This window comes from Streptomyces sp. NPDC018045 (assembly GCF_044327445.1).
Classification (GTDB): domain Bacteria; phylum Actinomycetota; class Actinomycetes; order Streptomycetales; family Streptomycetaceae; genus Streptomyces.
The window spans coordinates 434,472-459,234 of sequence record NZ_JBIRFL010000006.1; the positions used below are offsets into that span (position 1 = coordinate 434,472).

Annotated in this window: 18 protein-coding genes and 1 pseudogene; 8 read left to right on the forward strand and 11 right to left on the reverse strand. The window is 74.6% G+C overall.

Going from position 1 to position 24,763, the window contains the following annotated elements:
• Positions 1-188: 188 nt before the first annotated feature.
• From ACH4EB_RS17810 to ACH4EB_RS17825, 4 genes are all read right to left on the reverse strand, one after another.
• Positions 189-938, reverse strand: coding sequence for a transglycosylase family protein (locus ACH4EB_RS17810; RefSeq protein ID WP_398348449.1), 750 nt, complete (start codon positions 936-938; stop codon positions 189-191).
• Between the two features lie 501 nt (positions 939-1,439).
• A complete protein-coding gene (locus ACH4EB_RS17815; protein WP_398348450.1) occupies positions 1,440-3,503 on the reverse strand; it encodes an ABC transporter permease in 2,064 nt (687 codons plus the stop codon).
• A gap of 22 nt (positions 3,504-3,525) precedes the next feature.
• Complete coding sequence (modA, locus tag ACH4EB_RS17820; RefSeq protein WP_398348451.1) at positions 3,526-4,314, reverse strand: molybdate ABC transporter substrate-binding protein; 789 nt, start codon at positions 4,312-4,314, stop codon at positions 3,526-3,528.
• Positions 4,315-4,352: 38 nt separating this feature from the next.
• The gene (locus tag ACH4EB_RS17825; protein WP_398348452.1) at positions 4,353-4,748 is read right to left on the reverse strand and encodes a molybdopterin-binding protein; all 396 of its coding nucleotides are present in this window, start codon (positions 4,746-4,748) and stop codon (positions 4,353-4,355) included.
• A gap of 286 nt (positions 4,749-5,034) precedes the next feature.
• Here ACH4EB_RS17825 and ACH4EB_RS17830 point away from each other — a divergent pair, with 286 nt between their 5' ends.
• A complete protein-coding gene (locus tag ACH4EB_RS17830; protein ID WP_398348453.1) occupies positions 5,035-5,898 on the forward strand; it encodes a triphosphoribosyl-dephospho-CoA synthase in 864 nt (287 codons plus the stop codon).
• A gap of 4 nt (positions 5,899-5,902) precedes the next feature.
• On the opposite strand, the gene ACH4EB_RS17835 is transcribed toward ACH4EB_RS17830, so the two are convergent.
• Both ACH4EB_RS17835 and lspA read right to left on the reverse strand, forming a co-directional pair.
• Complete coding sequence (locus tag ACH4EB_RS17835; RefSeq protein WP_398348454.1) at positions 5,903-6,694, reverse strand: PaaX family transcriptional regulator C-terminal domain-containing protein; 792 nt, start codon at positions 6,692-6,694, stop codon at positions 5,903-5,905.
• Positions 6,695-6,920: 226 nt separating this feature from the next.
• Positions 6,921-7,454: pseudogene (gene lspA / locus ACH4EB_RS17840) on the reverse strand (signal peptidase II); the annotation flags it as partial.
• A gap of 202 nt (positions 7,455-7,656) precedes the next feature.
• Between lspA and ACH4EB_RS17845 the strand changes: the two are divergent.
• The 6 genes from ACH4EB_RS17845 (at position 7,657) to ACH4EB_RS17870 (ending at position 15,594) form a co-directional block, all read left to right on the forward strand.
• Positions 7,657-9,312, forward strand: a complete 1,656-nt coding sequence (locus ACH4EB_RS17845; RefSeq protein WP_398348455.1) for an acyl-CoA dehydrogenase family protein — start codon at positions 7,657-7,659, stop codon at positions 9,310-9,312.
• The gene (locus tag ACH4EB_RS17850) at positions 9,309-10,103 is read left to right on the forward strand and encodes a crotonase/enoyl-CoA hydratase family protein (protein ID WP_398348456.1); all 795 of its coding nucleotides are present in this window, start codon (positions 9,309-9,311) and stop codon (positions 10,101-10,103) included. Before ACH4EB_RS17845 ends, ACH4EB_RS17850 begins: the two co-directional genes overlap by 4 nt.
• Before the next feature lie 233 nt (positions 10,104-10,336).
• Complete coding sequence (locus tag ACH4EB_RS17855; protein WP_398348457.1) at positions 10,337-11,236, forward strand: YndJ family protein; 900 nt, start codon at positions 10,337-10,339, stop codon at positions 11,234-11,236.
• A complete protein-coding gene (locus ACH4EB_RS17860) occupies positions 11,233-11,760 on the forward strand; it encodes a DUF1990 family protein (protein WP_398348458.1) in 528 nt (175 codons plus the stop codon). The genes ACH4EB_RS17855 and ACH4EB_RS17860 overlap by 4 nt, the downstream gene beginning before the upstream one ends.
• Positions 11,761-11,862: 102 nt before the next feature.
• Positions 11,863-13,107, forward strand: coding sequence for a metallophosphoesterase (locus ACH4EB_RS17865; protein ID WP_398348459.1), 1,245 nt, complete (start codon positions 11,863-11,865; stop codon positions 13,105-13,107).
• A 324-nt stretch (positions 13,108-13,431) separates the two neighbouring features.
• Complete coding sequence (locus tag ACH4EB_RS17870; RefSeq protein ID WP_398348460.1) at positions 13,432-15,594, forward strand: SpoIIE family protein phosphatase; 2,163 nt, start codon at positions 13,432-13,434, stop codon at positions 15,592-15,594.
• 112 nt (positions 15,595-15,706) lie between these two features.
• Here the strand turns inward: ACH4EB_RS17870 and ACH4EB_RS17875 are convergent, their stop codons facing one another.
• Positions 15,707-17,098 (reverse strand): NADP-dependent succinic semialdehyde dehydrogenase, encoded by a 1,392-nt coding sequence (locus tag ACH4EB_RS17875; protein ID WP_398348461.1) that lies wholly within the window; start codon positions 17,096-17,098, stop codon positions 15,707-15,709.
• A 683-nt stretch (positions 17,099-17,781) separates the two neighbouring features.
• Here ACH4EB_RS17875 and ACH4EB_RS17880 point away from each other — a divergent pair.
• Complete coding sequence (locus ACH4EB_RS17880; protein ID WP_398348462.1) at positions 17,782-18,522, forward strand: L,D-transpeptidase; 741 nt, start codon at positions 17,782-17,784, stop codon at positions 18,520-18,522.
• Here ACH4EB_RS17880 and ACH4EB_RS17885 read toward each other — a convergent pair.
• The 4 genes from ACH4EB_RS17885 to ACH4EB_RS17900 are packed head-to-tail and all read right to left on the reverse strand — an operon-like array spanning position 18,516 to position 24,496.
• Positions 18,516-20,807 carry a dipeptide ABC transporter ATP-binding protein gene (locus ACH4EB_RS17885; RefSeq protein WP_398348463.1) on the reverse strand — a complete coding sequence of 764 codons (2,292 nt, stop codon included), beginning with the start codon at positions 20,805-20,807 and terminating at the stop codon, positions 18,516-18,518. The genes ACH4EB_RS17880 and ACH4EB_RS17885 overlap by 7 nt on opposite strands.
• Before the next feature lie 10 nt (positions 20,808-20,817).
• Entirely contained in the window at positions 20,818-21,744 is a 927-nt protein-coding gene (locus ACH4EB_RS17890) for an ABC transporter permease (protein WP_398348464.1), read from the reverse strand.
• Entirely contained in the window at positions 21,741-22,691 is a 951-nt protein-coding gene (locus ACH4EB_RS17895; RefSeq protein ID WP_398348465.1) for an ABC transporter permease, read from the reverse strand. Before ACH4EB_RS17895 ends, ACH4EB_RS17890 begins: the two co-directional genes overlap by 4 nt.
• Complete coding sequence (locus ACH4EB_RS17900; protein WP_398348466.1) at positions 22,688-24,496, reverse strand: peptide ABC transporter substrate-binding protein; 1,809 nt, start codon at positions 24,494-24,496, stop codon at positions 22,688-22,690. Before ACH4EB_RS17900 ends, ACH4EB_RS17895 begins: the two co-directional genes overlap by 4 nt.
• Between the last annotated feature and the right edge of the window lie 267 nt (positions 24,497-24,763).

Below are 24,763 nucleotides of genomic sequence, written 5' to 3' on the forward strand. Positions count from 1 at the left end.
GCACGCCACGTGAAGCGCCCGGCCCCGCACGGGCGCAGGCCGTCCGCGGCGCCACGGACGGCCTGCCGGTGCCCACCGCTTCCCGCGGCGGTCCGCCCGCCCCCAGCCGGACCGCCGTGCCATGGGAATTCCGTCACGGAGAATTCCCGGGAGGGTGGGAAGGAATTACCCGACCCGGTTCCGTACGGTCAGCCGGTGCCGGACCGGCGGACGTCGAGCCGCATTCCCGGGTGAATGAGGTTCGGATTACCGCCGATCACCTGCCGGTTCAGGCGGTAGAACTCCTGCCAGCCCCAGCCGTGGGCGGCCGCGATCCCGCTGACCGTCTCCCCGGGCCTGACGACATGGCCGCCGGATTTCCGCTGCGGCCGGGTGACGCGCTGCTTGTACGGCTTGTGGTGGCCGTACCGGCTGCCGTACTGCTGGTCGCGGTAGCGGGGGCTGCGCGGCCGCTCGCGGTACCGGCCGGAGCCGTTCGCGCGGGCCGGTGCCTCGGCGCGCGGCGCCGGCTGCCGGGCTCCGGTCTGCGGCGCGCCGTGCCGCGCGCCGGACGAGCGCAGGCCCAGCCGGGCGGAACAGGCGGGCCAGGCGCCCCAGCCCTGGCGGGCCAGCACCCGCTCCGCCACCCTGATCTGCTGGACCCTGGACGCCCGCGCCGCCCGGGTCGCGTACCTGCCGCCCCCGAAGGAACGCCAGGTGGAGTGGGCGAACTGCAGCCCGCCCGAGTACCCGTTCCCCGTGTCGGCGTGCCAGTTGCCGCCGCTCTCGCACTGGGCCAGGCGGTCCCACGTGGCACCGCTGCGGGCCTCGGCCGGCCCCTCTGCCGCCATGTTCATCGCGCCGGCCGCCAGCAGGACCGCTGCCGCCGTCGCCCCCCGGGCCCCGCGCCCCCGGACCTCTGTGCGTCCGCTCGTTCCCGATCCCTGAGGAAATTCCATGGACCTGTGCTCCCGTCGCTCACCGCGCGGTTTCCCGGCGGCCATGGGGATGCATGACGTTCCGTTCGCGCCCGCCTCTTCCCGGCTTTTCCGTGGGGTTTTCCCCCGCGATTTCGCCGAGTGCCTGCGGTGCGTTTTCCGAGCCGTCATGAATTCGACGAGTAAGAGACAACCACGGTCACGGACGGCATCGGCAGAGCGCGCGGGAGCGCCTCGACGGTACGGCCTGCCTCCGCACCGCCGGAGCGGGGGCCGACGGCTCCGCATGGCGCCCCCGTCTGCCGGGTAGGGGCGCACCCCCGGGGACGGAGCGCATGGCCTGCCCGGGCGTATCGAGCGCTTGTCCGAGCCGGGGGTGCCGTCGGAGCGCGTTCGGGGGGTCCGGGGCACGCGCGGCGGGGGTCCGCACGCACCGCGCACGGACCCCCAGGGGCGGCGCAACGCCACCATCCGTACGGCGGGTTTGGGCCGGCACGGAGGGCGGCGGCCGCGCCCCGGGGCTCACATCGGGACGAGGGTCACCTCGGTCGCCTTCACGCTCACCCAGACCTCGCTGCCCTCCGCCAGGCCGAGTTCCGCCGCGGCCTGCGGGGTGATCTCCCCGACCAGGTCGGGTACCTCCGGCGACCCGACCAGGACCCGCAGCCGGCTGCCGAGCGCGGTGATCTCCCGTACCCGCCCCGGCCAGACGTTGCGCGGGCTGCCGGAGGGGCGCGCCCGGTGCACGGAGACCGCTTCGGGACCGATGACCGCCAGCGCACCGGTGCCCTCGGGCAGCGGGTCGGCGGCCACCAATCGTCCGGCGCCCGCGAGCCGCAGCCCGTCGCCGGTGGCGGTGCCCGGCCACGCGTTGCGGCCCAGCATCCGGGCCACCCACGGCGAGCGCGGGTGCCGGGTCACCTCGACGGGGGCGGCGTCCTGGATCGCGCGCCCGTCCTCCAGGACCAGGACGCGGTCGGCGAGCGAGACCGCTTCGACCGGGTCGTGGGTGACCATCAGGCAGACGCCGCCGAAGCCGGCCAGGTGCCGGCGCAGGGTGTGCCGGACGTGCGCGCGGGTGCTCTGGTCGAGGGCGGCCAGCGGCTCGTCGAGCAGCAGCAGGCGGGGGCGGGCGGCCAGCGCGCGGGCCAGGGCGACCCGCCCGGCCTGGCCGCCGGAGAGCTGGGCGGGGCGGCGGTGCGCGAGGTGGCCGACGTCGAGCCGGTCCAGCCACACCTGGGCCGCGCGGCGGGCCTCGGCACGGCCGGTGCCGTGGGCGCGCAGCCCGTACGCCGTGTTGCCGAGGGCCGTCAGGTGGGGGAAGAGCGCCCCGTCCTGCGGGACCCAGGCGACGTCGCGGCGGTGCGGCGGCAGGGCCGTGACGTTCCGCGCTCCGAGCGTCAGGACGGCGTGCGCCCGGGGGGTGAGGCCGAGCAGGGCGCGCAACAGGGTGGTCTTGCCCGCGCCGTTGGGGCCGACGACGGCGACGGTGGTGCCCGGGGCGGCGTCGAGGGTGAGCCGGTTGAAGCCCGTGACGTCCGCGTGCAGCGGCCACCGGGCGGGGCCGGAGCCGTCGTCGGGGCCGTCGGGGGCGGTGGGGGCCGCGTCGGCGCCCTCGGCGTACGCGGTGGTGGCGGTGGGCGGGCCCGGGGAGGCGGGTGAGCCGGAGGCGGTGGGTGCGCCGGTCATGTGGTCCGGCCACGTGCCGCCGGCATCCGGCGCTCCGTCGCCGTCCGCGTCCGTACGCGTCACCGCGCCGCTCGTGCGCCCCCGGACCGTGCCGCCCCCGCCCGCCCATCTGCCGCGCAGTGCGACCAGGACGGCCGTCGCGATGACGAGCAGGAGGAGGGAGACGGAGGTGGCGGCCTCGGGGCTGTCCTGGAGGAGCAGGTAGACCTGGAGGGGCAGGGTCTGGGTGGCGCCGGGCAGGTTGCCCGCGAAGGTGATCGTCGCGCCGAACTCGCCGAGCGCCCGTGCCCAGGTCAGGGCCGCTCCGGCGGCGAGTCCGGGGGCGACCATGGGGAGGGTGACGGTAGCGAAGACGCGCAGCGGCCCGGCGCCGAGCGAGGCGGCCGTCTCCTCGTAGCGCGGGTGCAGCCCGGCCAGCGCGCCTTCGAGGCTGATGACCAGGAACGGCATCGACACGAACGTCGCGGCGACCACCGCGCCCGCGGTGTGGAACGGCAGTTGTACGCCGAACCAGCTCTCCAGCCATCCGCCCAGCAGGCCGCGCCGCCCGAAGCCGAGGAGCAGCGCCACACCGCCGACGGTCGGCGGCAGCACCATGGGCAGCAGCACCAGGGAGCGCACCACGGCCTTGCCGGGGAAGTCGACGCGCGCCAGCAGCCAGGCGAGCGGCACACCGAGCAGCAGGGACAGGCCCAGCGACCAGAAGGAGACCACCAGGGAGATCCGCAGGGCCTCGGTGACGTCGGCGGAGGTCAGGTGGGTGCCGAGGTCGTGCCAGGACGTACGGGTGAGGATGCCCGCCATGGGCACCAGCAGGAACGCCACCGCCAGGACGGCGGGCAGCGCGAGGGTCAGGGGTGCCCGGAGGCCGCGGTGGTCGCGGTGGTCGCGCTTCATGAGGTGCCGGGTCGTGGTCCGGTCACGGCTTCTGGAAGCCCGCGTCGCGCAGGATCCGCTGCGCCTGCGCGCCGCCGAGCCACTTCACGAACGCAGCGGACTCCTCGGCGTGCCGCGAGACCTTGAGCGTGGCGGCCGGGTACTCGGCGATGGCGTTCTGCTCGTCCGGCACCTGGACGGCGTCCACCTTGTCGGGCGCGGTCATCGCGTCGGTGGCGTAGACGATGCCCGCGTCCGCCTCGCCCAGCTCGACCTTGCTCAGCACGCCGCGTACGTCCTGCTCCTGGGAGACCGGCTGGACCGTGATGTCCTGCCGGTCCAGGACCTTCTTGCTGTAGCGGCCGACGGGTACGGCGGGCGCGGCGAGCACGACCTTGAGCTTGTTGGTGGAGGCCAGGTCCCGCAGCCCCGTGATGTGCCGGGGGTTTCCCTCGGCGGTGGCGATGACCAGGCGGTTCTTCGCGATGACCTGCGGCGTGCCGGTCTTGCCGCGCAGCCCGTCCATGGTCCTGGTGTCCGCGGTGACCAGGGCGTCGGCCGGGAAGTCCTGGTTGACCTGGGCCGCGAGCTGCTGGGAGCCCGCGAAGGAGAACGTGACCGTCACGTCGGGGTGTTCCTTGTGGTACGCGTCGGCGGCCTTGGCGAAGACGTTGGTCAGGGACGCGGCGGCGAGGACCTTGAGCGTGGTCTTCCCGCCCGCCTCGGACGCGTCGTCACCGCTGCCGCAGGCGGCGGCGAGCGGGGCGAGCACGGCGACGGTCAGCGCCGCGGCGACGGCACGGCGGCGGGTGACGCCGAAGGTGCGGGACATCGGGATCGGCTCCTTGGGGACGCGGGGTACGCCGCGCGTCAGGCGCGGTCGATATGGACATTGGTCGACTTCACGCGGGCGGTGGCCCGCATGCCGACCTCCAGTCCGAGTTCCTCCACCGCTTCCCGGGTCAGGAGGGAGACCAGCCGGTGCGGACCGGCCTGGATCTCCACCTGCGCCGCCACGTCGCCCAGCTTGATCGCCGTGACGATGCCGGGGAAGGCGTTGCGGACCGAGGTGTGGGAGGTGCCCTCCTCCGTGCTGCCGTTCTTGGCGAGTTCGGTGGAGAACGCGGCCAGGTCACGGCCGTCGATCAGCCGGCGGCCGGATGCGTCCCGGTGGGTGGGGACCTTGCCGGCGTCGGCCCAGCGGCGGGCCGTGTCGGGGCTGACGCCGAGCAGGCGTGCGGCCTGGCCGATCGTGTAGGACTGCATGTGCGGCACCGTATGGCAAATGCTCTCTCATCTGCAATAACTCTGTGAGAAAGCACCTGGCAAGTGCGAGGGGCGTTGGAGGAAGCGCCAAGGCCGACCGGGGCGCGGGTGACCCGCGGCGCGCCGGGCGCGGACCGGACACACCAGGGGGCGGAGCGTCGGCCGTACGGGTGAAGCCGTACTCTTCTGGGAGGGTTCGGGAGGGCGTTGCGTAACACGGAGGGAGCGCGAACCGATGGGTACTCCTACTTCTTCAGTCCGTTCCGCGGTCCGCGGCCGGTCGCTCATGAAGAGGCTGCGACCGGAGGCCGCGCGCGGCGACCTGCCGCCGGCGTACGAGCGCCCCGTGCTGCACACGGTTCCGCATCCCTCGCCGGACCGCCCCCTCCCCCTGCGGCTCGCCGACCTCGCCGTCGCCGCCTGCACGGCGCAGACGGTGCTGGCCCCGAAGCCTGACCCGCTCGCGCTGCACGCCGCCGAGCTGCTGCACGCCCCCTTCGCCTCCATGGCCGAGGCCGCCATCGGCCGGCCGCTGGACCGGCGGCTGCGCGAACAGCTCGGGCGGCTGGGCCGGGCCGGTGAGCAGCGCGCCCTCCAGGCGGGCGCGCCCGGCAAGCGGGGCGCGCTGTGGTCCGTGGGGCTGCTGGTGGCCGGCGCCGCCGCGACGAACTGTCGTTCCGACGTGGAGACCTGCGAGGCGGCGGCCACCCTGGCCCGCCTGCCGGACGGCGGTGCCCCGGCGGCCAGCCGGTCGCCCGGCGGCCGGGCCCGGCAGTATTACGGCGTGCCCGGCGCCGTCGGCCAGGCCCGCTCCGGCTTCCCGAACGTGCTGGGCGTGGCCCTGCCCGCGCTGCGCCAGTCCCGCGCGGCCGGCGCCTCCGAGGTGACGGCCCGGATGGACGCGCTGCTCGCGCTGCTGTCCACGGTCGACGACACGACGCTGCTGCAGCGCGGCGGCTCGCAGGGCCTGCTGTCGGTGCAGATGGACGCGCGCGACGTGCTGTCGTCGGGCGGTTTCGGCACCTCGCGCGGGCGCAAGGCGTTCGTCCGGCTCGACGCGCGGATGACCCGTAACGGGCTCACGGCGGGCGGCAGCGCGGCACTGCTGTCGGCGACGCTCTTCCTGGACTTCCTCTTCGAGGGCCGCTGAGGCCTCAGGAGACCGCCGGTCCTCGGGCCGCGCCGCCGGGTGTCACGTACTGCCGCAGCAGATCGCGCAGCTCGGCCTCGAAGGAGTCGTAGCGGCGGCGCAGTGCGGCGCCCGGCCAGTCCGTGGGCAGCAGGGCGTCCGGCAGCAGCGGGTCCGCGAGGAGGTGCCGCAGCACGGCGGCCGAGACCGTGAAGCGCCCGGCCGGTGACGTGGCGCCGGCCAGCGCGGCCAGCAGCGCGCGGGCCCGCGCCGCCCAGCCGTCCAGATCCCACAGCCCGCGCGCCAGCTCCGCCGGGTCGCCGTCCGGGGCGCCGGTCAGCCAGGTGCACTGCCGGGCGGCCACCGCCGGGCGGGCGCGCTCCAGGTTGCCGGGACGCAGCCAGGTGCCTTCGCGCAGTGCGGCGAGGCGCAGTTCCGCCATGGCCTGGCGCAGCGCGGTGCGTTCGGCGGCCGGGCGGGCTTCGGCGGTGACCACGGCGATCTCCCAGCCGCCGTCCCAGCGCCGGGTGCGGGGCGTGCGGCTCTCGTCCTGGCGCGCCTGCCGTTCCAGCAGCCGCGCGGTGAGTCCGTACGTACCGTCGTCCTGCTGGAGGTCGCCGGCCGCGACCATCCGGGACAGCGCGACGCGGACGGTGCCCTCGGCGATGCCGAAGAGTTCGCCGACGCGCACCAGGGCGCGTGCCGGGAGGCGGGGCGGGTGGTGACCGAGGAGGGTGCTGAGCACGATGGAGCGGGCGGTGAGCGGCCGCAGTCCGAGGTGCCGCGTGTCGTCGCGTACGGAAGTGTCGTGGTCCATCGGCCGGAATCCTAGGAGGTGCCCGGCGGGCCGGGGACGGCCGCCTGCTGCCGGGCGGGGCGGGCGGCCCTCACCGGGGTATGCCGTCGCGCGCCGTACCGGGACGGTCCGCCGGGGCCACCACGCCTTCGCCGTCCGCCGCTTCCCCCGTCATGCCCTCGGCCCCGGCCTCGTCTTCGGCCCCGGTCCTGTCTTCGGCCCGGGCCCGGTCCTCCGTCTCCAGCTCGTCCTTGTTGTCCAGCTCCCGTCCGAGGAAGGAGAGCAGCACGATCAGGACGCCGCCGCAGACGATCGCGCAGTCGGCGAAGTTCATGACGCTGAAGCCGCGTACGTGGAGGAAGTCGACCACCGCGCCCCGGAAGTGGCCGGGGGTGCGGAAGAGGCGGTCGGTCAGGTTGCCGAGCCCACCGCCGAGCAGCAGGCCGAGCGCGATCGCCCAGGGGACGCTGTAGAGCCTGCGCGCCAGGCGGACGATCACCACGGCGACGGCCACGGCGATGACCGTGAACACGATGGTGGCCGCCTCGCCGATGCCGAACGCCGCGCCGGAGTTGCGCATCACCCGCAGCTCCAGCCAGTCGCCGAGCACCTTGACGGGGGCGCGGTGCTCCAGTTCCGCGACCACGGCCAGCTTGCTGCACAGGTCGATCAGGTAGGCGGCGCACGCCACCGCCAGGAGCAGCGGCACCCGCCGACTGCCCCTGGCTCCCGCCTCGTGGTCCGCACCGCGCGCCGCTGTGGCCCGGCCCCGTTCCCTCACGTGCTGTCCCCTCGAAGTCCGTCGGCCGGTCGCACCCCGGCCCGCTGTGCCCGTCGGACGCGGCCGCGGGCCGTTCCCCCGCCCGCCCGGTCCGGGCACTCCACCTTATGCGGGCCGGGCGCCGGGGCCGACCAGGGTGATCACGCGCCCCCACCCCATTACACTCTTCCCACGCCTGTCGGGCTTCTGTAACGTCCACGGTATGACCGTCACCCATGAAGTCGTGAATCAGGCGCCGCCGCTGACCGGGTTCAGCACGGCGGACGACCCGGCCCTGCTGGAGGCGCTGCGCCGCGCGGACGCCGGGTGGGGCGCGCCGGACGTGTGCGAGCTGGGCGCGCTCGCCGGGACGGAAGCGGTGCAGGAGCAGGCCAGGATGGCCGAGGAGCAGCCGCCCCGGCTGCGCACCCACGACCGCTTCGGCCACCGGATCGACGAGGTGGAGTTCCACCCCGCCTGGCACCGGCTGATGGCCGTGGCGGTGAAGCACGGGCTGCACGCCGCCCCGTGGGCCGAGGCCCGGCCCGGTGCCCACCTCGTGCGCGCGGCCAAGTTCTACGTCTGGTCGCAGGCCGAGCCGGGGCACGGCTGCCCGATCTCCATGACGTACGCCGCCGTCCCGGCGCTGCGCTCCGCACCGGCGCTGGCGGAGCAGTACGAACCGCTGCTGGCCGCCCGCACGTACGACTACGGACTGCGGCCCCCGCTGTCCAAGGCGGGCCTGATCGCCGGCATGTCGATGACGGAGAAGCAGGGCGGCTCCGACGTCCGGGCCAACACGACCCGGGCGGTGCCGGCGGACGACGGCACGTACCGCCTCACCGGTCACAAGTGGTTCACCTCGGCGCCGATGAGCGATGTGTTCCTGACGCTGGCGCGGACGCCCGAGGGGGTGAGCTGCTTCCTGCTGCCGCGGGTGCTGCCCGACGGCGCCCGCAACGGGATGCGGCTGATGCGCCTGAAGGACAAGCTGGGCAACCGCTCCAACGCGTCCTCCGAGATCGAGTACGACGAGGCGGTGGCCTGGCCGGTCGGCGAACCCGGGCGCGGCGTGCGGACCATCGTCGAGATGGTGAACATGACACGGCTGGACTGCGTGATCGGCACGGCGGCCGGAATGCGCGCCGGGCTGCGGCAGGCGCTGCACCACACCGCGCACCGCCACGCCTTCGGCCGCGCGCTGTCCGAACAGCCGCTCATGCGGGCGGTGCTGGCGGACCTGGCGATCGAGTCCGAGGCGGCGACGACACTGGCGATGCGGCTGGCGACCGCCGTCGACCGGGCACAGACCGGGGACGCGGGCGAGGCCGCGCTGCGCCGGCTCGGACTGGCCGTCGGCAAGTACTGGGTGTGCAAGCGGGGCAGCGCGCACGCGGCGGAGGCCCTGGAGTGCCTGGGCGGCAACGGGTACGTGGAGGAGTCGGGGATGCCGCGGCTCTACCGGGAGGCGCCGCTGCTGTCGATCTGGGAGGGCTCGGGCAACGTCGCCGCGCTGGACGTGCTGCGCGCCCTCGCCAAGGAACCGGCCGCGCTGGAGGCCTACTTCGCCGAGGTGGACGCGTCCGCGGGCGCCGACCGGTGGCTGGACGCCGCCGTCGCGGGCATCCGCAAGATGCTCGGCACGCTCGACGATCCGGAGCGGGCCCAGCGCGCCGCCCGGACGCTGGCCGAACGGATGGCGCTCGCCTTCCAGGGCGCGCTGCTCGTACGGCACGGCCACCCGGCGGTGGCGGACGCGTTCTGCGCCTCGCGGCTCGACGGGGAGTGGGGGAACGCCTTCGGGACGCTGCCCGCCACCGCCGACCTGACGGCGATCCTCGACCGGGCCCGGCCCGTGCTCCCGGAGACCGCCGGATGACCGGCCGGGACCCGGACGGCGGTCCGGCCCGCACGGTACGCGTCGAGCACGCCGGCCCGGTGACCACGGTCATCCTCTGCCGGCCCGAGGCGCGCAACGCCGTGGACGGCTCCACGGCGCGCCAACTGGCCGACGCCTTCCGTGCCTTCGCGGCGGACGGCGACGCGTACGCGGCGGTCCTGTGGGGCGAGGGCGGCACGTTCTGTGCGGGCGCCGACCTCAAGGCGGTCGGCACCGAACGCGGCAACCGGGTCGCGGCGGACGGCGACGGGCCGATGGGCCCCACCCGGATGCGACTGGACAAACCGGTGATCGCCGCGGTCAGCGGCCACGCGGTGGCGGGCGGCCTGGAACTGGCCCTCTGGTGCGACCTGCGGATCGCCGAGGAGGACGCGGTCTTCGGGGTGTTCTGCCGCCGCTGGGGCGTACCGCTGATCGACGGCGGTACGGTACGGCTACCCCGCGTCGTCGGCACCGGCCGGGCCCTGGACATGGTGCTGACCGGGCGGCCGGTCGGCGCCGCCGAGGCCCTCGGCATGGGCCTGGCCAACCGCGTCGTCCCACCCGGCCGGGCCCGCGCCGAGGCCGAGGAGCTGGCCGCCGCCATCGCCCGCTTCCCGCAGGCGTGCCTGCGCAGCGACCGCGCCTCCCTCCTGGCCCAGGAAGGGCTGCCGGAAGAAGCCGCCATGGCCGCGGAACTCCGGTGCGGGCAGGGTGTGCTGACCGACGCGGTGGAGGGCGCGGCGCGGTTCGCTTCCGGGGCGGGGCGGCATGGGTCGGTGGACCCGTAGAGCGCGGGAGGTGCGCTGCGTCCGGGCCGCGCGCCCTGACCCGGCGGACTTCACCTCCGGTGCCGTACGCGGACGCGCCCGGTGACGGCGACACCCGACCCCGGGGACGGCTCCGTGGACTGCCGCCCGCTCTTCCCCGAGGGGCTTGTTGAACACGTTCAACCCGTCACGTACTGTCTGGCGTGACGGGTTGAACGCGTTCAAACCGGCTGCCTGCCGGATCTGGGGGACTCATGACCGCACTGGTCCATCTCATCGTCACGCTCGGCATGTTCGTCGTGGTGCCGACCGGGCTCGCGCTGCTCGACGAACCGGGGACCCGGTGGCTGCGGCGCTGCTGGCCGGTGGCGGCAGCGGCGGGCGCGACGGCACTGTGGCTGCCGCGCGGGTTCGCCGCCACGGCACCGGCCACCGTCTATGCCCTGGCCACCCTCGCCCTCGCGCTGTACGCACCGCGCCGGCTGGCCCGCACCCGCAGCCTCGCGCCGGGTGAGATCGCGGCGCTGACGGCCCTGGTCACCCCGGCCGTCGCCGGGACCGCCCTGGTCGCCGAGCGCTCGGGCCACGAGCTGTTCGGCTTCGACCTCCAAATCCTGTCGCTGACCGTGCCGCACTTCCACTTCGCCGGGTTCGCCGCCGCCCTGGTCGCCGGGCTGGTCTGCCGGGCCGCGCGCCCCGGCCGGGCGGGACCGCTCGCCGCGCTCAGCGTGCCCGTCGGGACGCTGTTCGTCCTGGCGGGCTACTTCGTCGACGACTGGGCCGAACTGGCCGGCGCGGTGGTCCTGACCACCGGCATGTGGCTGGTCGCCCTGGTCACCTGGCGGGATGTCCGTACCGCCACGCCGGACCGGACCGCCCGGGCCCTGCTCGGCGTCTCGTCCGCCGTCCTCGTCGCCACCATGCTGCTCGCCCTGAGCTGGGCGCTCGGCGAGGCAACCGGCGTCCCGCACCCCACACTGGCATGGATGGCGGCCACCCACGGCCTGGGCAACGCGCTCGGTTTCGCCCTGTGCGCGCTGCTCGCCTGGCGCCGCCTCGACGGCCCACCCGCCGCGCCCCGTACGCCCGCCCTCCACCTCGCACCCGCCCACACCCCCGCACCCACCACCAAGGAAGCAGGCACCCCGGCATGACACCCGCCACCCCCGCCCCCTTCAACTACGCGCAGGAAGGCGCGACCCGGCGCCACCCGCTGCCCACCGGCTACGGCCATCTGCACGAGGCAACCCACCTCGGGCACGGCCGGGCCGTCCTCGAAGCCGCGGGTGAGGCGGTCACCACCTTCCGGATGCACCGCGCGGCGGGCGTCCGGGTCCGGGCCTCGGCCCCCGAAGCCGCGCCCGGCGTGCTGGTGGAATGCGCCCTGGGCCTCGGACCGGCCCGGGTGCTCGCACCGTGCCGGGTGGTGTGGAGCGAGTACGACAGCGAGCGCATCGGCTTCGCGTACGGCACGCTGGCCGGCCACCCGCAGCGCGGCGAGGAGTCGTTCGTGGTCGAGATGCGCGACGACGGCGCGGTGTGGTTCACCATGACGGCCTTCAGCCGGCCGGGCCGCTGGTACACGCGGCTGGCGGGCCCGCTCGTGCCGCTGTTCCAGCGGGTCTACGCGCGCCACTGCGGGCGGGTCCTGCGCCGGCTCGCGAACGAGAGCCGCTGACGCGGCCCCGCGGCGGCCCCGCCACCCCGCCATCCCCATAAATCCACGGGTCGTTCATCCCGCCGCCACCAGTTGCCCCGCCGCCCATGAGAGAAACCAGCCATGTGCGACGACGAGCTGATCCCGCCGCGGGCGGATCTGACCGAGGACCAGTGGACGCGGACGGCCGGCCCCGGCCTCGCCGACCCCGCCGTACCGGACGACACGCCGGACGCGGCCCCGGCCCGCGGGGTGCCCCGGCGGACGCTGCTGGGCGGAGCGGTGGCGGGCGCGGCGCTGGCCGCGCTGCCGTTCGGGGCGCCGCAGCCCGCCGTCGCCGCCGCGCGGGCGGGCCGGGCGGACCGCTTCCCACTGCCCTCCGCGCCGGGCCCGTCCGGCGAGTACGCCGTCCTGGTCACCGGCGACGCGGGGACGGGCAAGGCGGAGCAGTACGCGGTCGCGGCGGCGGCCCGGGAGATCTGCCGCGCCGAGCACGCCGGGCTGGCGGTCGGCCTCGGCGACAACCTCTACGAGAACGGCCCCGAGTCCGCCGACGACTCGGAGTTCCAGGAGAAGTTCGAGCGGCCCAACACGGGAATCGACGTGCCGTGGCTGATGGTGCTGGGCAACCATGACTGCTCGGGGCTGATCCCCGGCAGCGGCGGCGACCCGTCGCGCGGTGACCGCGAGGTCGCGTACGCCGCCACGTCCCGCCGCTGGTACATGCCGAGCCGCTACTACCGCGTCGCTCTCCCGGCGGACGGCGCCCGGGGCGAGCCGCTCGTCGAGTTCTTCGCGCTCGACACCAACCCGGTCGCCTCCTACGTCGCGCAGACCGACCCGCACTACTGGTGGAACGGCCCGTACATGCGCGACCAGCGCCGCTGGCTGGACGACGCGCTGCGGACCTCACGCGCCCGCTGGAAGGTCGTCCTGGGCCACCACCCGTACCTGAACAACGGCAAGCACGGCAGCGCCGGCGCGTACGACGGCTTCGTGATCGGGAACTACACCAGCGGCGTCCATCTCAAGGAGCTGTACGAGGAGGTGGTGTGCGGCCGCGCCGACCTGATCATGTCGGGCCACGACCACACCCTCCAGATCCTGGAACCCACCGACCGCACCCGCGGCACCCGGCAGCTCGTCTGCGGCGCCGCCTCCAAGACGGGCGACGGCACGGCCCACTTCACCCATCCGGCCGCCTGGCAGGACTTCTCCCGGCACGGCTTCATGGTCCTGAAGGTCTCGGCCGGGGCGCTGACCATCGACGCGTACACGGTGGACATCGCGGCGCAAAAGGCCCGCCTCGCCCACCGGACACGGACGACACGGCCGGTGGGGGCGGCGGTGCCGGCAGGGGCACGTTAGCGCACTTCCCGCAGGACGGGCTCGGCCTGCCGAAGCCGTGGCGACGCTCCGCGTGCCCCCGTCCGCGTACTCCCCACACCCCACTGAAAGTGCGCGGTCCGGACCTCCGTCCTACTGTGGGCGCATGGCCGCTTCCCGGTTGCGATGGTCCCCCTTCGGCGGGCCGCGAAGGGAAGCGGCGGGCGTGGTGGCCCCGGCGCCGCCGGTCCCGACTGCCTGGCGGGCAGCCGGGACCGGCGCGCCATCGGCACCCGGCCCCCGCCCCGCCGTCCCGTCCGGCAGCCGTGATCCCGCTCCCGTCCCGGGGCAGGAGCGTGGCAGGTCATGACCGGACGGAACACCACGCCGCCCGGCCGCTACGACCCGCGCCGCGGCGTACCGCCCCCGGCCGCCGGACCGGACCCCGAGGCGGACAGCGCCCCCTCGGCGGCCCCGCTCGACCCCCTCGACCTGCGCGAACGGCTCGCCCTCAACCGGACCGGCACCTTCGACTGGGACCTGGACCGCGCCACGCTGGCACTGGACCCGTGCGCACTGGACGTCTTCGACCTGCGGCCGGACGAGTACGACGGGCAGCCCGCGACGCTCGCCGCCCGGCTGCCGCCCGAGGAGGCCTACCGGCTGGACGCGGCCGTCTCCCAGGCCGTCCAGGACGGGGCGCCCTCGTACGGCGCGTACTTCCGTGTCCACTGCCGCGACGGCACGCCCCGGTGGACCCACACCCAGGGCCACATCCTGCGGAACGCGGACGGCCGGCCGTACCGGGTCGCCGGTCTCGTCCGGGAAGCCGGCACGGAGATGGCCGACTCCGTGCTGCTGCGGTCCCTCCAGGAGAACCGCCAGCGGCAGACCGCGATGGTGCAGCAGACCACCGCGGCGCTCTCCCGGGCCCTGTCGGTCGCGGACGTGACCCGGGTCCTGACCGGGACGGGCGGCGCCCGGCGCTTCGGCGCCGACGCGCTGATCCTCGGACTGGTCGACAACGACCGCTTCGAGGTCATCGCCATCACCGGCCTGCCGGGCACCACACCCGAGGACATGATGGCCTCCCGGCTCGACGACACCCTGCCGCTGTCGGACGCCGCGCTGTCCCGCCGCGCCACGTTCCTGTCCTCCCGCGGCGAACTGATGGCCCGCTACCCGCGGCTGCGCCCGTACCTGGACCGGATCCCCTCGGGCAGCGCCGTCTTCCTGCCGCTGGTCGCGCAGGACCGCGCCATCGCGGCGCTCGGCCTGTTCAACGCCGAGCCCAAGCAGCACTCGGCGGAGGACCGCAACCTCGCCCTGGCGCTGGCCGGCGTCGTGGCCCAGTCCCTCCAGCGGGCCATGCTCTTCGACCAGGAACGCGAGTTCGCGACCGGGCTGCAGGCCACGATGCTGCCGCGCCGGGTCCCCGACATCGCCGGCGGCGAGGTCACCGTCCGCTACCACGCGGCGAGCACCGGGCGGGACATCGGCGGCGACTGGTACGACGTCATCCCGCTGCCCCAGGGCCGGACCGGGCTCGTCGTGGGCGACGTCCAGGGCCACGACACGCACGCCGCGGCGGTCATGGGCCAGCTCCGCATCGCGCTGCGCGCCTACGCCACCGAGGGGCACTCCCCGGAAACGGTACTCGTCCGGGCCTCCCGCTTCCTCGCCGAGCTGGAGACCGAACGGTTCGCGACATGTACGTACGTCCAGGCCGACCTGGAATCCGGCGCGCTGCACGTGGCACGGGCCGGGCACCTGGGCCCGCTCGTCTGGGACGCGGCCGGCCACACCGACTGGCATCCGGTACGCGGCGGGCTGCCGCTCGGGCTGGCCACCGCGTTCGGCCAGGACCACTTCCCCGAGACCCAGCTCTTCCTGGAACCCGACTCCACCCTCCTGCTCTGCACCGACGGCCTCGTCGAGCAGCCCGGACAGGACATCACGGCCGGAATCGACGCACTCGCCGCGGCGGTGCGCAACGGCCCCGCCGAACTGGAGGCACTGGCCGACCAGCTCTCGGACCAACTGTGGGCGCGCCCCGGATCCGACGACGACATGGCCCTGGTGCTGCTGCACCGCGCCCCGTCCGCCGGAACCACCACCATCACCCCGCGCTTCCGGCTCCACGTCCACCAGGCGGACCCGTCCGGCGCCTCGGAGGTACGGGCGATGCTGCGGCGCACGATGGACCAGTGGCGGGCGGGCTCGATCGCGTACGACATCGAGGTGGCCGCCACCGAACTCATCACCAACGCGCTGACCCACACGGACAGCGGGGCCCTGGTGACGGTGGAACTCCTGCCCAGCGGCGCGCGGGGCCGCGCCCGGCGCCGCGTCCGGCTGGAGGTCGAGGACCGCTCCAGCCGCTGGCCCCGCCGCCGCACCCCCGGCGAGACCGCCACCTCCGGCCGCGGCCTGATGATGGTCGAAGCCCTCTCCGACTCCTGGGGCGCGGAGCCGCGAGGCAGCGGCAAGGCCCTCTGGTGCGAGTTCGCCCTGCCGGGCGAGGAGTGACGACGGGGCGCGCCCCGTGCGGAGTGCCCCGGCGGTACGGACCGCGGTGCCGCGCACGCCCCACCCACGTCGCCGCGCGCCACGCCTGCGCGGAAGCCGGGCCCGAAGGGGCCTACGCCCCGTGCCAGACCGTGGTCGCGTTGCAGAATTCGCGGATGCCGTGGCCGGCCAGTTCGCGGCCGTAGCCGGAGCGTTTGACGCCGCCGAAGGGGAGGGCGGGGTGGGAGGCGGTCATGCCGTTGAAGAAGAGGCCGCCGGCTTCGACGTCGCGGACGAGGCGGTCCTGTTCGGCCGCGTCGCGGGTCCACGCGTTGGAGCTGAGGCCGAACGGTGTGTCGTTGGCGGTGGCGATGGCCTCGTCGAGGTCGTTGACCCGGTAGAGCGTGGCGACCGGTCCGAACGCCTCCTCCTTGTGGATGCGCATCTCGGGGGTGATCCCGGCCAGCACGGTCGGCTCGTAGAACCAGCCGGCGGTCAGCTTCTCCGGGCGCTTGCCGCCGCACAGCGCGGCGGCGCCCCGGCGTACCGCGTCGTCGACCAGTTCTTCCAGATCGGAGCGGCCCTGTTCGCTGGCCAGCGGGCCGACGTCGGTGGTCTCCGCCATCGGGTCGCCGACGGTCAGCGCGGCCATCCGCTCGGTGAAGCGCACCGCGAACTCGTCGTAGACGTCGGTGTGCACGATGAAGCGTTTGGCGGCGATGCAGGACTGCCCGTTGTTCTGCACCCGGGCGGTGACGGCGGTGCGTACGGCCGCGTCGAGGTCGGCGGACGGCAGCACGATGTACGGGTCGCTGCCGCCCAGTTCCAGCACCGTCTTCTTGATCTCGTCACCGGCGATGGCCGCCACCGAGCGGCCGGCCGGCTCGCTGCCGGTGAGCGTCGCGGCGGCGACCCGGCGGTCGCGCAGGATGTCCTCGATGGCGCCGGAACCGATCAGCAGGGTCTGGAAGCAGCCGTCGGGGAAGCCGGCCCGGCGCAGCAGGTCCTCCACGTACAGCGCGGTCTGCGGCACGTTGGAGGCGTGCTTGAGCAGACAGGTGTTGCCGGCCATCAGCGCGGGCGCGGCGAAGCGGATCACCTGCCAGAGGGGGAAGTTCCACGGCATGACGGCGAGCACGGTGCCCAGGGGCCGGTAGCGGACGTAGGCGCGGCTCGCGCCCGCGTCCTCGACGTCGCCGGCGTCCGGCTTCTCGTCGGCGAGGAGTTCCTCGGCGTGGTCGGCGTACCAGCGCATCGTCTTCGCGCATTTGGCGGCTTCCGCGCGGGCCGCCGCCAGCGGCTTGCCCATCTCGGTGGTCATGGTGCGGGCGATGCCGTCCCGGCCCGCCTCCAGCAGGCCGGCGGCGTTGCGCAGCAGTTCACCGCGTTCGGCGAAGGTCGTCGTCCGGTAGTCGCGGAAGGCCCGCGCGGCCCGGGCGAGCCGGTCCTCGATCCCGCTCGCGTCGAGCGCGTCGAAGGTCTTCAGCGTCTCACCGGTGGCCGGGTCGACCGTGGCGATGGCCATGGGGATGCACCTCCCGTGGGGTGATGGGCGGGCGTGGCGAAGGGGCGGGGCCGGGCGGCCGGGCCCGGTGGCCGGGGCCGGCCGCGGGTCGGGCGAGCGGGCTAGGTGAGCGGCCCGGGGGCCGGTGACGGCTCCGGGACGGGGTCGGGGCCCGGCGGCCGCGGTATGGGGTCGGGGCTGGGCGTCGGCGGCTGCGGCGCGGGCGGCGGCGGTGTGGGGTCGGGCGGCCCGGGCACCGGCGGCCCGGGGGTCGGCCCCGGCGCGGGGCCGGGCCCCGGCTCGGGTCCGCCGGGCCCCGGGGACGGCGTGGGCGTCGGCGGCACGGGCTCGTTCTCCTGCCCGGGCTCGCGCGTACGGTGCGATGTCGGTTGCCGCTCCACAGCAGACCTCCTGGGTCGGACGGCATGTGGTTCTCCGGCCCCGGTACCCGGGTTTCGCCGGTCTATCGCACTGCCGCGCGGTGGATTGCGGCCGAGGTCGCCCCGGTCGGAGCCGCACGGGCCGGCCGCCGTACCGGTCACCCGGCGCGCGGCCGGTCACCAGCCGGGCACCACCCCGGGCGCGCCGGGCCGGGACCGACCGGAGCAGGCCGGCCGCGTCCGCCTCACGCCCCGGCGCGTTCCTTCGGGTGGCTGTCCGGTTCGTTCGGCGCCGCGCCGCCTCCGGCCCTCTACATTGCGCTCATGACCTCCGCGAGGACCCTGGCGACCGTGGCCTGCGCGGCCGCGCTCGCGCTGACGCTGCCCGCCTCCGCCCCGGCCGCGTCCCGCTCCCCCGCCGCTGCCCCGGCGGCCGGGCAGCCGCTGCCCACCCGGCTGGCCGACACCGGCGGCGGCAGTCAGCTCATCACGGCCCGGGCCGCCGATCCGCGCTCCACGACCGGCACGGTGAGCTGGTGGCAGCGGCACGGCAGCCGCTGGCACCGGGTGGGTACGGCGCCCGCGCGCTTCGGGGCGAACGGGCTGGCCGAGGGCGACTCGCGCGAGCAGGGCACCGCGACGACCCCCACCGGCCTGTACGACCTGCCGTTCGCCTTCGGCCTCGCCAAGGCCCCGCCCGGCACGGAGGTCCCGTACCGGCCGGTACGGGACACCTCCTGGTGGTGCCAGGACAACGGCTCGTCCGCCTACAACCGCTGGGTGGAGCCGCGCCCGCGGGACTGCGCGGCGAAGGAGGCCGAACGGCTCGCCGACTATCCGGTGCAGTACAGCCGGGCGCTCGTCATCGGCTTCAACTACCACCGCCCGGTACGGGGCCGTGGCGCGGGCATCTTCCTGCACGTCAACGGCCGGGGAGCGACGGCGGGCTGTGTGTCCGTACCGGCCCGTGCGATGGGCCGCATCGTGTCCTGGGTGCGGCCCGCCGCCCGTCCGCACATCGCGATCGGCACGGATTCCGGCCGTACGGCCCTCACCCGCTACTGAGAGCCCGTGTCCCGGCCGTCACCCGCCGGTGACCGGGCCTGGCCGGGGGCTGCCACGAGGGGGAAGTGGCAGGCCACCCGGTGCCCGGGGCCGGCCGGCGCGGTGGGTTCGGGCGCACGCTCCGCGCAGCGCGCGCGGGCCGCCGGGCAGCGGGTGCGGAAGCGGCAGCCGGACGGCGGGGCGACGGCCGAGGGCGTCTCGCCGGTGAGCGGGGCGCCGGCGGCGGGGGCCGCCGGGTCGGGCGCGTTGACGGTGGCGAGGAGGCCCCGGGTGTACGGGTGCAGGGGGCGTTCGAAGACGTCCCGGGCCGGCCCGGTCTCCACGAGTTCGCCCAGGTACATGACGCCGACGGTGTCCGCGAGGTGCCGTACCACCGCCAGGTCGTGGGAGATGAAGAGGTACGTCAGCCCCTTGTCGCGTTGCAGGTCGCGCATCAGGTTGAGGATCTGGGCCTGTACGGAGACGTCGAGCGCGGAGACCGGTTCGTCGGCGACGACGAGGGACGGGGCGAGGGCGAGCGCGCGGGCCAGTCCGAGGCGCTGGCGCTGGCCGCCGGAGAACTCGTGCGGGTGGCGGTCCACGGCGCCGCGCGGCAGGCCCACCTCGTCGAGCAGGGCGGCGACGCGCCGCTGTTGCGCGGCACGGTCGCCGATGCCCTGGATGGCCAGCGGCTCCCGCAGGATGGCGCCGACGCGCATCCTGGGGTCCATGGAGGCGTAGGAGTCCTGGAACATCAACTGCACGTCCCGGCGGTGGGCGCGCAGTCCGCGGCGGGTCAGGGTGGCGATGTCGCGGCCCGCGAAGCGGATGGTGCCGGCGGTCGGCGGTTCCAGGCCGACGACCAGCCGCCCCAGGGTGGACTTGCCGCAGCCGGACTCACCGACGATGCCGAAGGTCTCGCCCCGGGTGACGGTGAGGCTGACACCGACGACGGCGCCGACCTCCCCGGCCCTCTTGCGCCGGGCGAAGGGGCCGGCCCGCAGGGCGTAGTGCTTGGTGACACCGGTGAGGTCGAGGAGGGTTTCCCGGTCGGCGGGTGGGGCGGGGGCAGCCCCGTCGGGTGTGGGGGCGGTCCCGTGGGGTGCGGAAGCGGAAGCGAAGGCAGGCCCGCCGGGCACGGCGGCGGGAGCGAGAGAAGGCCCATCGGACGCGGTGCCGGCCCTGTCGGACGCGGCGGCGGACACGGGCGCCGTGGTGCCGGGCGCGAGGCCGTCCGCCCGTTCCTCCGCCGTCTCGCCCGCCGGGTGGAAGCACGCGTACGCGTGTGCCGCGTCCCCCGGCAGGGACGGTTCCTCCGTACGGCACCGGTCGGTCGCGAAGGCGCAGCGCGGCGCGAAGCGGCAGCCGGTGGGGCGGGTGACGAGCGCGGGCGGCAGGCCCGGGATGGTGGCGAGCGTGGCCCGCTCGCCCGTGGCGCGTTCGGGGAGGGCGGCGAGCAGGGCCTGGGTGTAGCGGTGCCGCGGGGCGGCGAAGAGGCGGTGCGCGCCGGCGCGTTCGGCGATCCTGCCGCCGTACATCACCGCGACCCGGTCCACCCGCTTGGCGATGACGCCGAGGTCATGGGTGACCAGGATCATGGCCATGCCGAGGCGGGCGCGCAGGTCGTCGATGAGTTCCAGGATCTGGTGCTGGGTGGTGACGTCGAGGGCGGTGGTCGGTTCATCGGCGATCAGCAGTCTGGGCTCGCACACCAAAGCCATGGCGATCGCGACGCGCTGCCGCATCCCGCCGCTGAGCTGGTGCGGGTGGTTCTTCATCCGCTCGGCGGGCTGCGGCATCCCGACCAGCCGCAGGGTCTCCTCGGCCTTCGCCCACGCGTCCCGCCGGGTCGTCTTGCGGTGGAGCAGCAGGGGTTCGGCGACCTGGGCGCCGATGGTCATGGTCGGGTTGAGAGAGGTCAGCGGGTCCTGGAAGACCATGCCGACGGTGTTGCCCCGGACGTCCCGCAGGACGGGTTCGGGCGCGGCGGCCAGATCGGTGGTGCCGTCCCCGCTCCCGTCACTCCCGCCGCTCCCGCCGCCCCGGAAGAGGATGCGCCCCCCGGTGACGCGGCCGCCTTTCGGCAGCAGTCCGAGGACGGACAGCGCCGTCATGGTCTTGCCGCAGCCGGATTCGCCCACGATGCCGAGGGCCTCCCCGGGGGCCAGGTCGAGGTGCACGCCGTCCAGGGCGTGCACGGTGCGGCCGCGGCCGCCGATCTCGACGTGCAGGTCCTCGACGCTGAGCAGCGGCGCGGCGGCCCGGGACGGCGGGCGGGCGGTCGCGGACAGGGGGTCGGCGGTCATGGGCCCTTCCTCAGCTCTTCTGGAGGCGCACGTCGAAGGCGTCCCGCAGGCCGTCCCCGACGCAGTTGAACGCGGCGACGACGAGGACGATGGCGAGGCCGGGCGGGAAGATCAGCCACCAGTGGCCGACCTGGGTGTAGGTGATGCCGGCGGACAGCATGGAGCCCCAGTCGGCGGCCGGCGGCGGGATGGACAGGCCCAGGAAGGAGAGGTAGGCGACGTAGAGGATGGCGTCGGCGATCTGGAAGGTGGCGTTGACGATGACGGTGCCGACGGCGCCGGGCAGGATGTGCCGGAAGACGGCCCGGCCCCCGCCGCCGCCCATCAGCCGCATGGCGTGGACGTAGTCGCGGCTGCGCAGGGCGAGCGCCTCGCCGCGGATGAGGCGGGCCGGGGAGAGCCAGGCGACCGAGGCGATGATCAGGATGAGTACGGGTTTGCTGGGTGTGACGATGGCGGCGACCACGACCAGCAGGAACAGTGCGGGGATGGCGAGCGCGGCGTCGGTGACGCGCATCATGGCCGCGTCCGCCCAGCCGCCGAAGTAGCCCGCGACCGCGCCGTACACGGTGCCGAAGAGGGTGGCCAGCAGGCCGGCGGCGAGGCCGACTTCGAGGGAGGTCTGCCCGCCGTACATCAGCCTGCCGAGCATGTCGTGGCCGAGGTCGGTGGTGCCGAGGAGGTGTCCGGGGCTGCCGGGCGGCAGGCTCGCCCGCGACAGGTCGGTGTGCGTCTGGTCGGTGGGGTACAGCAGTGGGCCGAGGTAGCACAGCGCCAGCAGGCCGAGGAGGACGGCGGCGCCGGTGACGGCGAGTTTGCCGCGGGCGAAGGCGGCGAGGACACGGCGGGCGGGGCCGGCAGCGGGCGCCGTCCGGGGCCCCGTGGCGTCCGCGGTCGCCGGGCCGCCCGCCGGCGCGCCCAAGGAGGGTGCGGTCACGTAACGCTCCTGATGCGGGGATCGAGTACGGCGTAGGCGATGTCGGTGACCAGGGAGCCGAGCACGGTGGCCACGCCGACGACCAGGGTGACGCCGAGCAGCACGGGGAAGTCCGAGCCCTGGGCGGCGTTCCAGAACAGCAGGCCCATGCCGGGGTAGTTGAACATCGACTCGACGACGAGGGTGCCGCTGAAGAGGGTGGGCAGGTAGAGCCCGAGGAGGGTGGTGAGCGGGATCAGCGCGTTGCGCAGCACGTGCCGGGCCATGACGCGGGCGTTCGACTGGCCCTTGGCGCGTGCGGTGCGTACGTAGTCCTCTTCGAGGTTGTCCAGTACGGCCGAGCGCATGTAGCGGCTGAACGCGGCGACGGTGCCGAGCGCGGTGGTCACCACGGGCAGGACGAGCGCCGGGGCGTCGGCGAGCAGGCCGCCGACCGTGTCGGCCTGCGGCGCCTCGGCCGGGAAGATCTGGAGCTGCTGGCTGAAGAGGAGGACCAGGACCAGGCCGAGGAAGAAGACCGGGGTGGCGTAGGCGAGCAAGGCGGCGCCGGTGAGCAGGTGGTCGGCGGCCTTGCCGCGGCGTACGGCCTGGAGGATGCCGAGCGGTACGGCCAGGACGGCGGCGAGCGCGATCGACAGGCCCGCCAGCAGCGCGGTCTTCGGGAGGCGTTCGCCGAGCAGGGCGGCGACGGTCCGGTTGAGCTTGTAGGACTCGCCGAGGTCGCCGGTGAGCAGCCGCCCCAGGTACATCACGTACTGCTGCGGCAGCGAACGGTCGTAGCCCTGCTGGTGGTTGAAGTGGGTGATGGCTTCGGGGGTGGCCTTGACGCCGAGGATGGCGCGGGCCGGTCCGCCGGGCAGCAGGTGCAGCAGCACGAAGACGATGACGGAGACCAGCAGCAGGACGACGGCGGCCTGCGCGACGCGTGTGACCAGGAAGCGGATCACCGGCCGGCTCCGTCCTTCTTGACGAAGTACCAGTCCTGGGGCGCGAGGCTGAGGGTGGGGTTCTGGTCGATGCCGCGCAGGTCGTTGCGGATGACGGAGATCTGGTAGGCCGGGTTGGGTGTCCACAGGACGGGCACCTGGCCGGCCGTGTAGCGGGCGTAGTCGCGCAGCGCGGTGGGGTCGTCGGAGTACTCGGTCGCCTTGATCAGCCGGTCGGCCTCGGGGTCGGACCAGTTGCCCATGTTGGAGGGCGCCCCCGTGGCGAAGAGCGTCTCGCCGCTGGCCACGGTCGGGAAGTACCAGCTCCCCTGCGTGCCGAAGAAGCCGAGCTGCCAGGCGGAGCACACCGGTTCGGTCCGCTCGCAGGGGACGGTGGTGCCGAGGACGGTGTTCAGCGGTTGCTGCCGGATGTCCAGGGTGATGCCGGCCTTGTCCATGGCGGACTTGACCTCCTGCATGGTGTTGGACGTCTCGGTGGAGCCGGACTGGGAGAGCAGTTCCAGACGCAGCGGCTGCCCGCCGGGAATGTCCTTGCCGCACCGGTCCGGGCCGGTGCCGGGGCGGGCGCAGCGCAGCCTGCCGTCGGTGCGCTGCCAGCCGTGCGCGGCGAGCAGCGCTGCCGCCTTCTTCGGGTCGTACGGGAACGGGTCGCGGTCCATCTGTCCGGCGGGCACCGGGCCGCGGGTGGGTGTCGCGCTGCCGTGCCAGACGACGTCGGAGATCGCTTTCTGGTCGATGAGGTGCTGAAGGGCGCGGCGCAGGTAGGTCTGGCGGAGGAGCGGCCCGGCGGTGGGGTGGTTGAGGTTGAGGACGATGTAAGTGATCGCCCAGCCTTCCCACGGGTCGATGCGGTAGCCCAGCTCCTTGAAGCGCGCCGACCGTTCCATGACCGACGGCGGGATGTAGCCGTAGTCGACACCGCCGGCGCGCAGCACGTTGAATTCGGAGTCGGCGGTGGTGAAGGGCTTGAGGACGACGCGGTCGAGGTGGGGTGTGTCGGGGCCGCCGTACTGCTTGTTGGGGACCAGGGAGACCTGTCCCGAGGTGGTCCACTTCTCGATGCGCCAGGGTCCGCTGACGGTCTTCCAGAGCGGGTCGGTGGCGAACTCCGAGAGCCGCTTGGCGTGTCGGAGCAGCCGCGCGAAGACCTTTTTCGGGGCTTCGTCGTGCGGGTCCCAGGCGTGTTTGGGCAGCGGGGTGAAGTCTTTGAGCTGGTTGCCGGTGAACCAGACGGGGTTGTACGCGCGGTCCAGGCGCAGCCGGAAGGTGTGATCGTCCAGCGTCTCGAACGTCTTGACGTTGTCGGGCAGCAGACCCGGCGACCAGCCCGCCCACTCCTCCTTGTCGTGCTTGATCAGGTCGTACCAGAACCGCACGTCGCGGCTGGTGACGGGCGTGCCGTCGGACCAGCGGTAGCCCTTCTTGAGCGTGACGGTGACGGTGGTGTTGCCGTCGCCGTAGCGCGGCTGCTCGGCGAGGTTGCGCGGGCTGTCCATGGTCAGCCCGGCGCCCTTCTTCCCGGGGGTGTAGAGCGGTGGGTAGAGCAGGCCCTGTACGGCGTTGTTGTACGAGGCCAGATAGCCGGCCGTGCCGATCGGGAAGATCCAGTTGGGGGTGGCGGCGGGCGGCAGCGCCATGGTGGCCGTACCGCCTTCGACGCGGGTGCCGCCGGTGGGGCCGACCTCGGTGACGGCGCCGTCCGCCGGGCCGCACGCGGTGAGCGTGGCCATCCCGAGCAGCAGCGCGGTCACCGCGCCGAGCAGGGTGTGCACGGGCCCGCGTCGGCGGGTACTGCGCGGGCCCATGCTGCCTCCGGAAAGGGTCGGCCGGTGAAGAGTGCGAGAAAAGTACGGACGGCCGCGAAAAGAAGTCAAGGGTCTGGCGGAACGTCGGCAAGTGGTGTGGACTGGGGGCCACTTGGTTCCCCTTCTTCCTTCGGTGAGCGAAGAAAGAAGGGAAGTCGCCCGCAGCCTTGCCGCCGTACCCTGTTCACCGCCGTTCACCGCCGTTCACCGCCGTTCACCGCCGTTCACCGCCGAAGGGCACCGCCATGACCGCCACCGAGGCCCCGC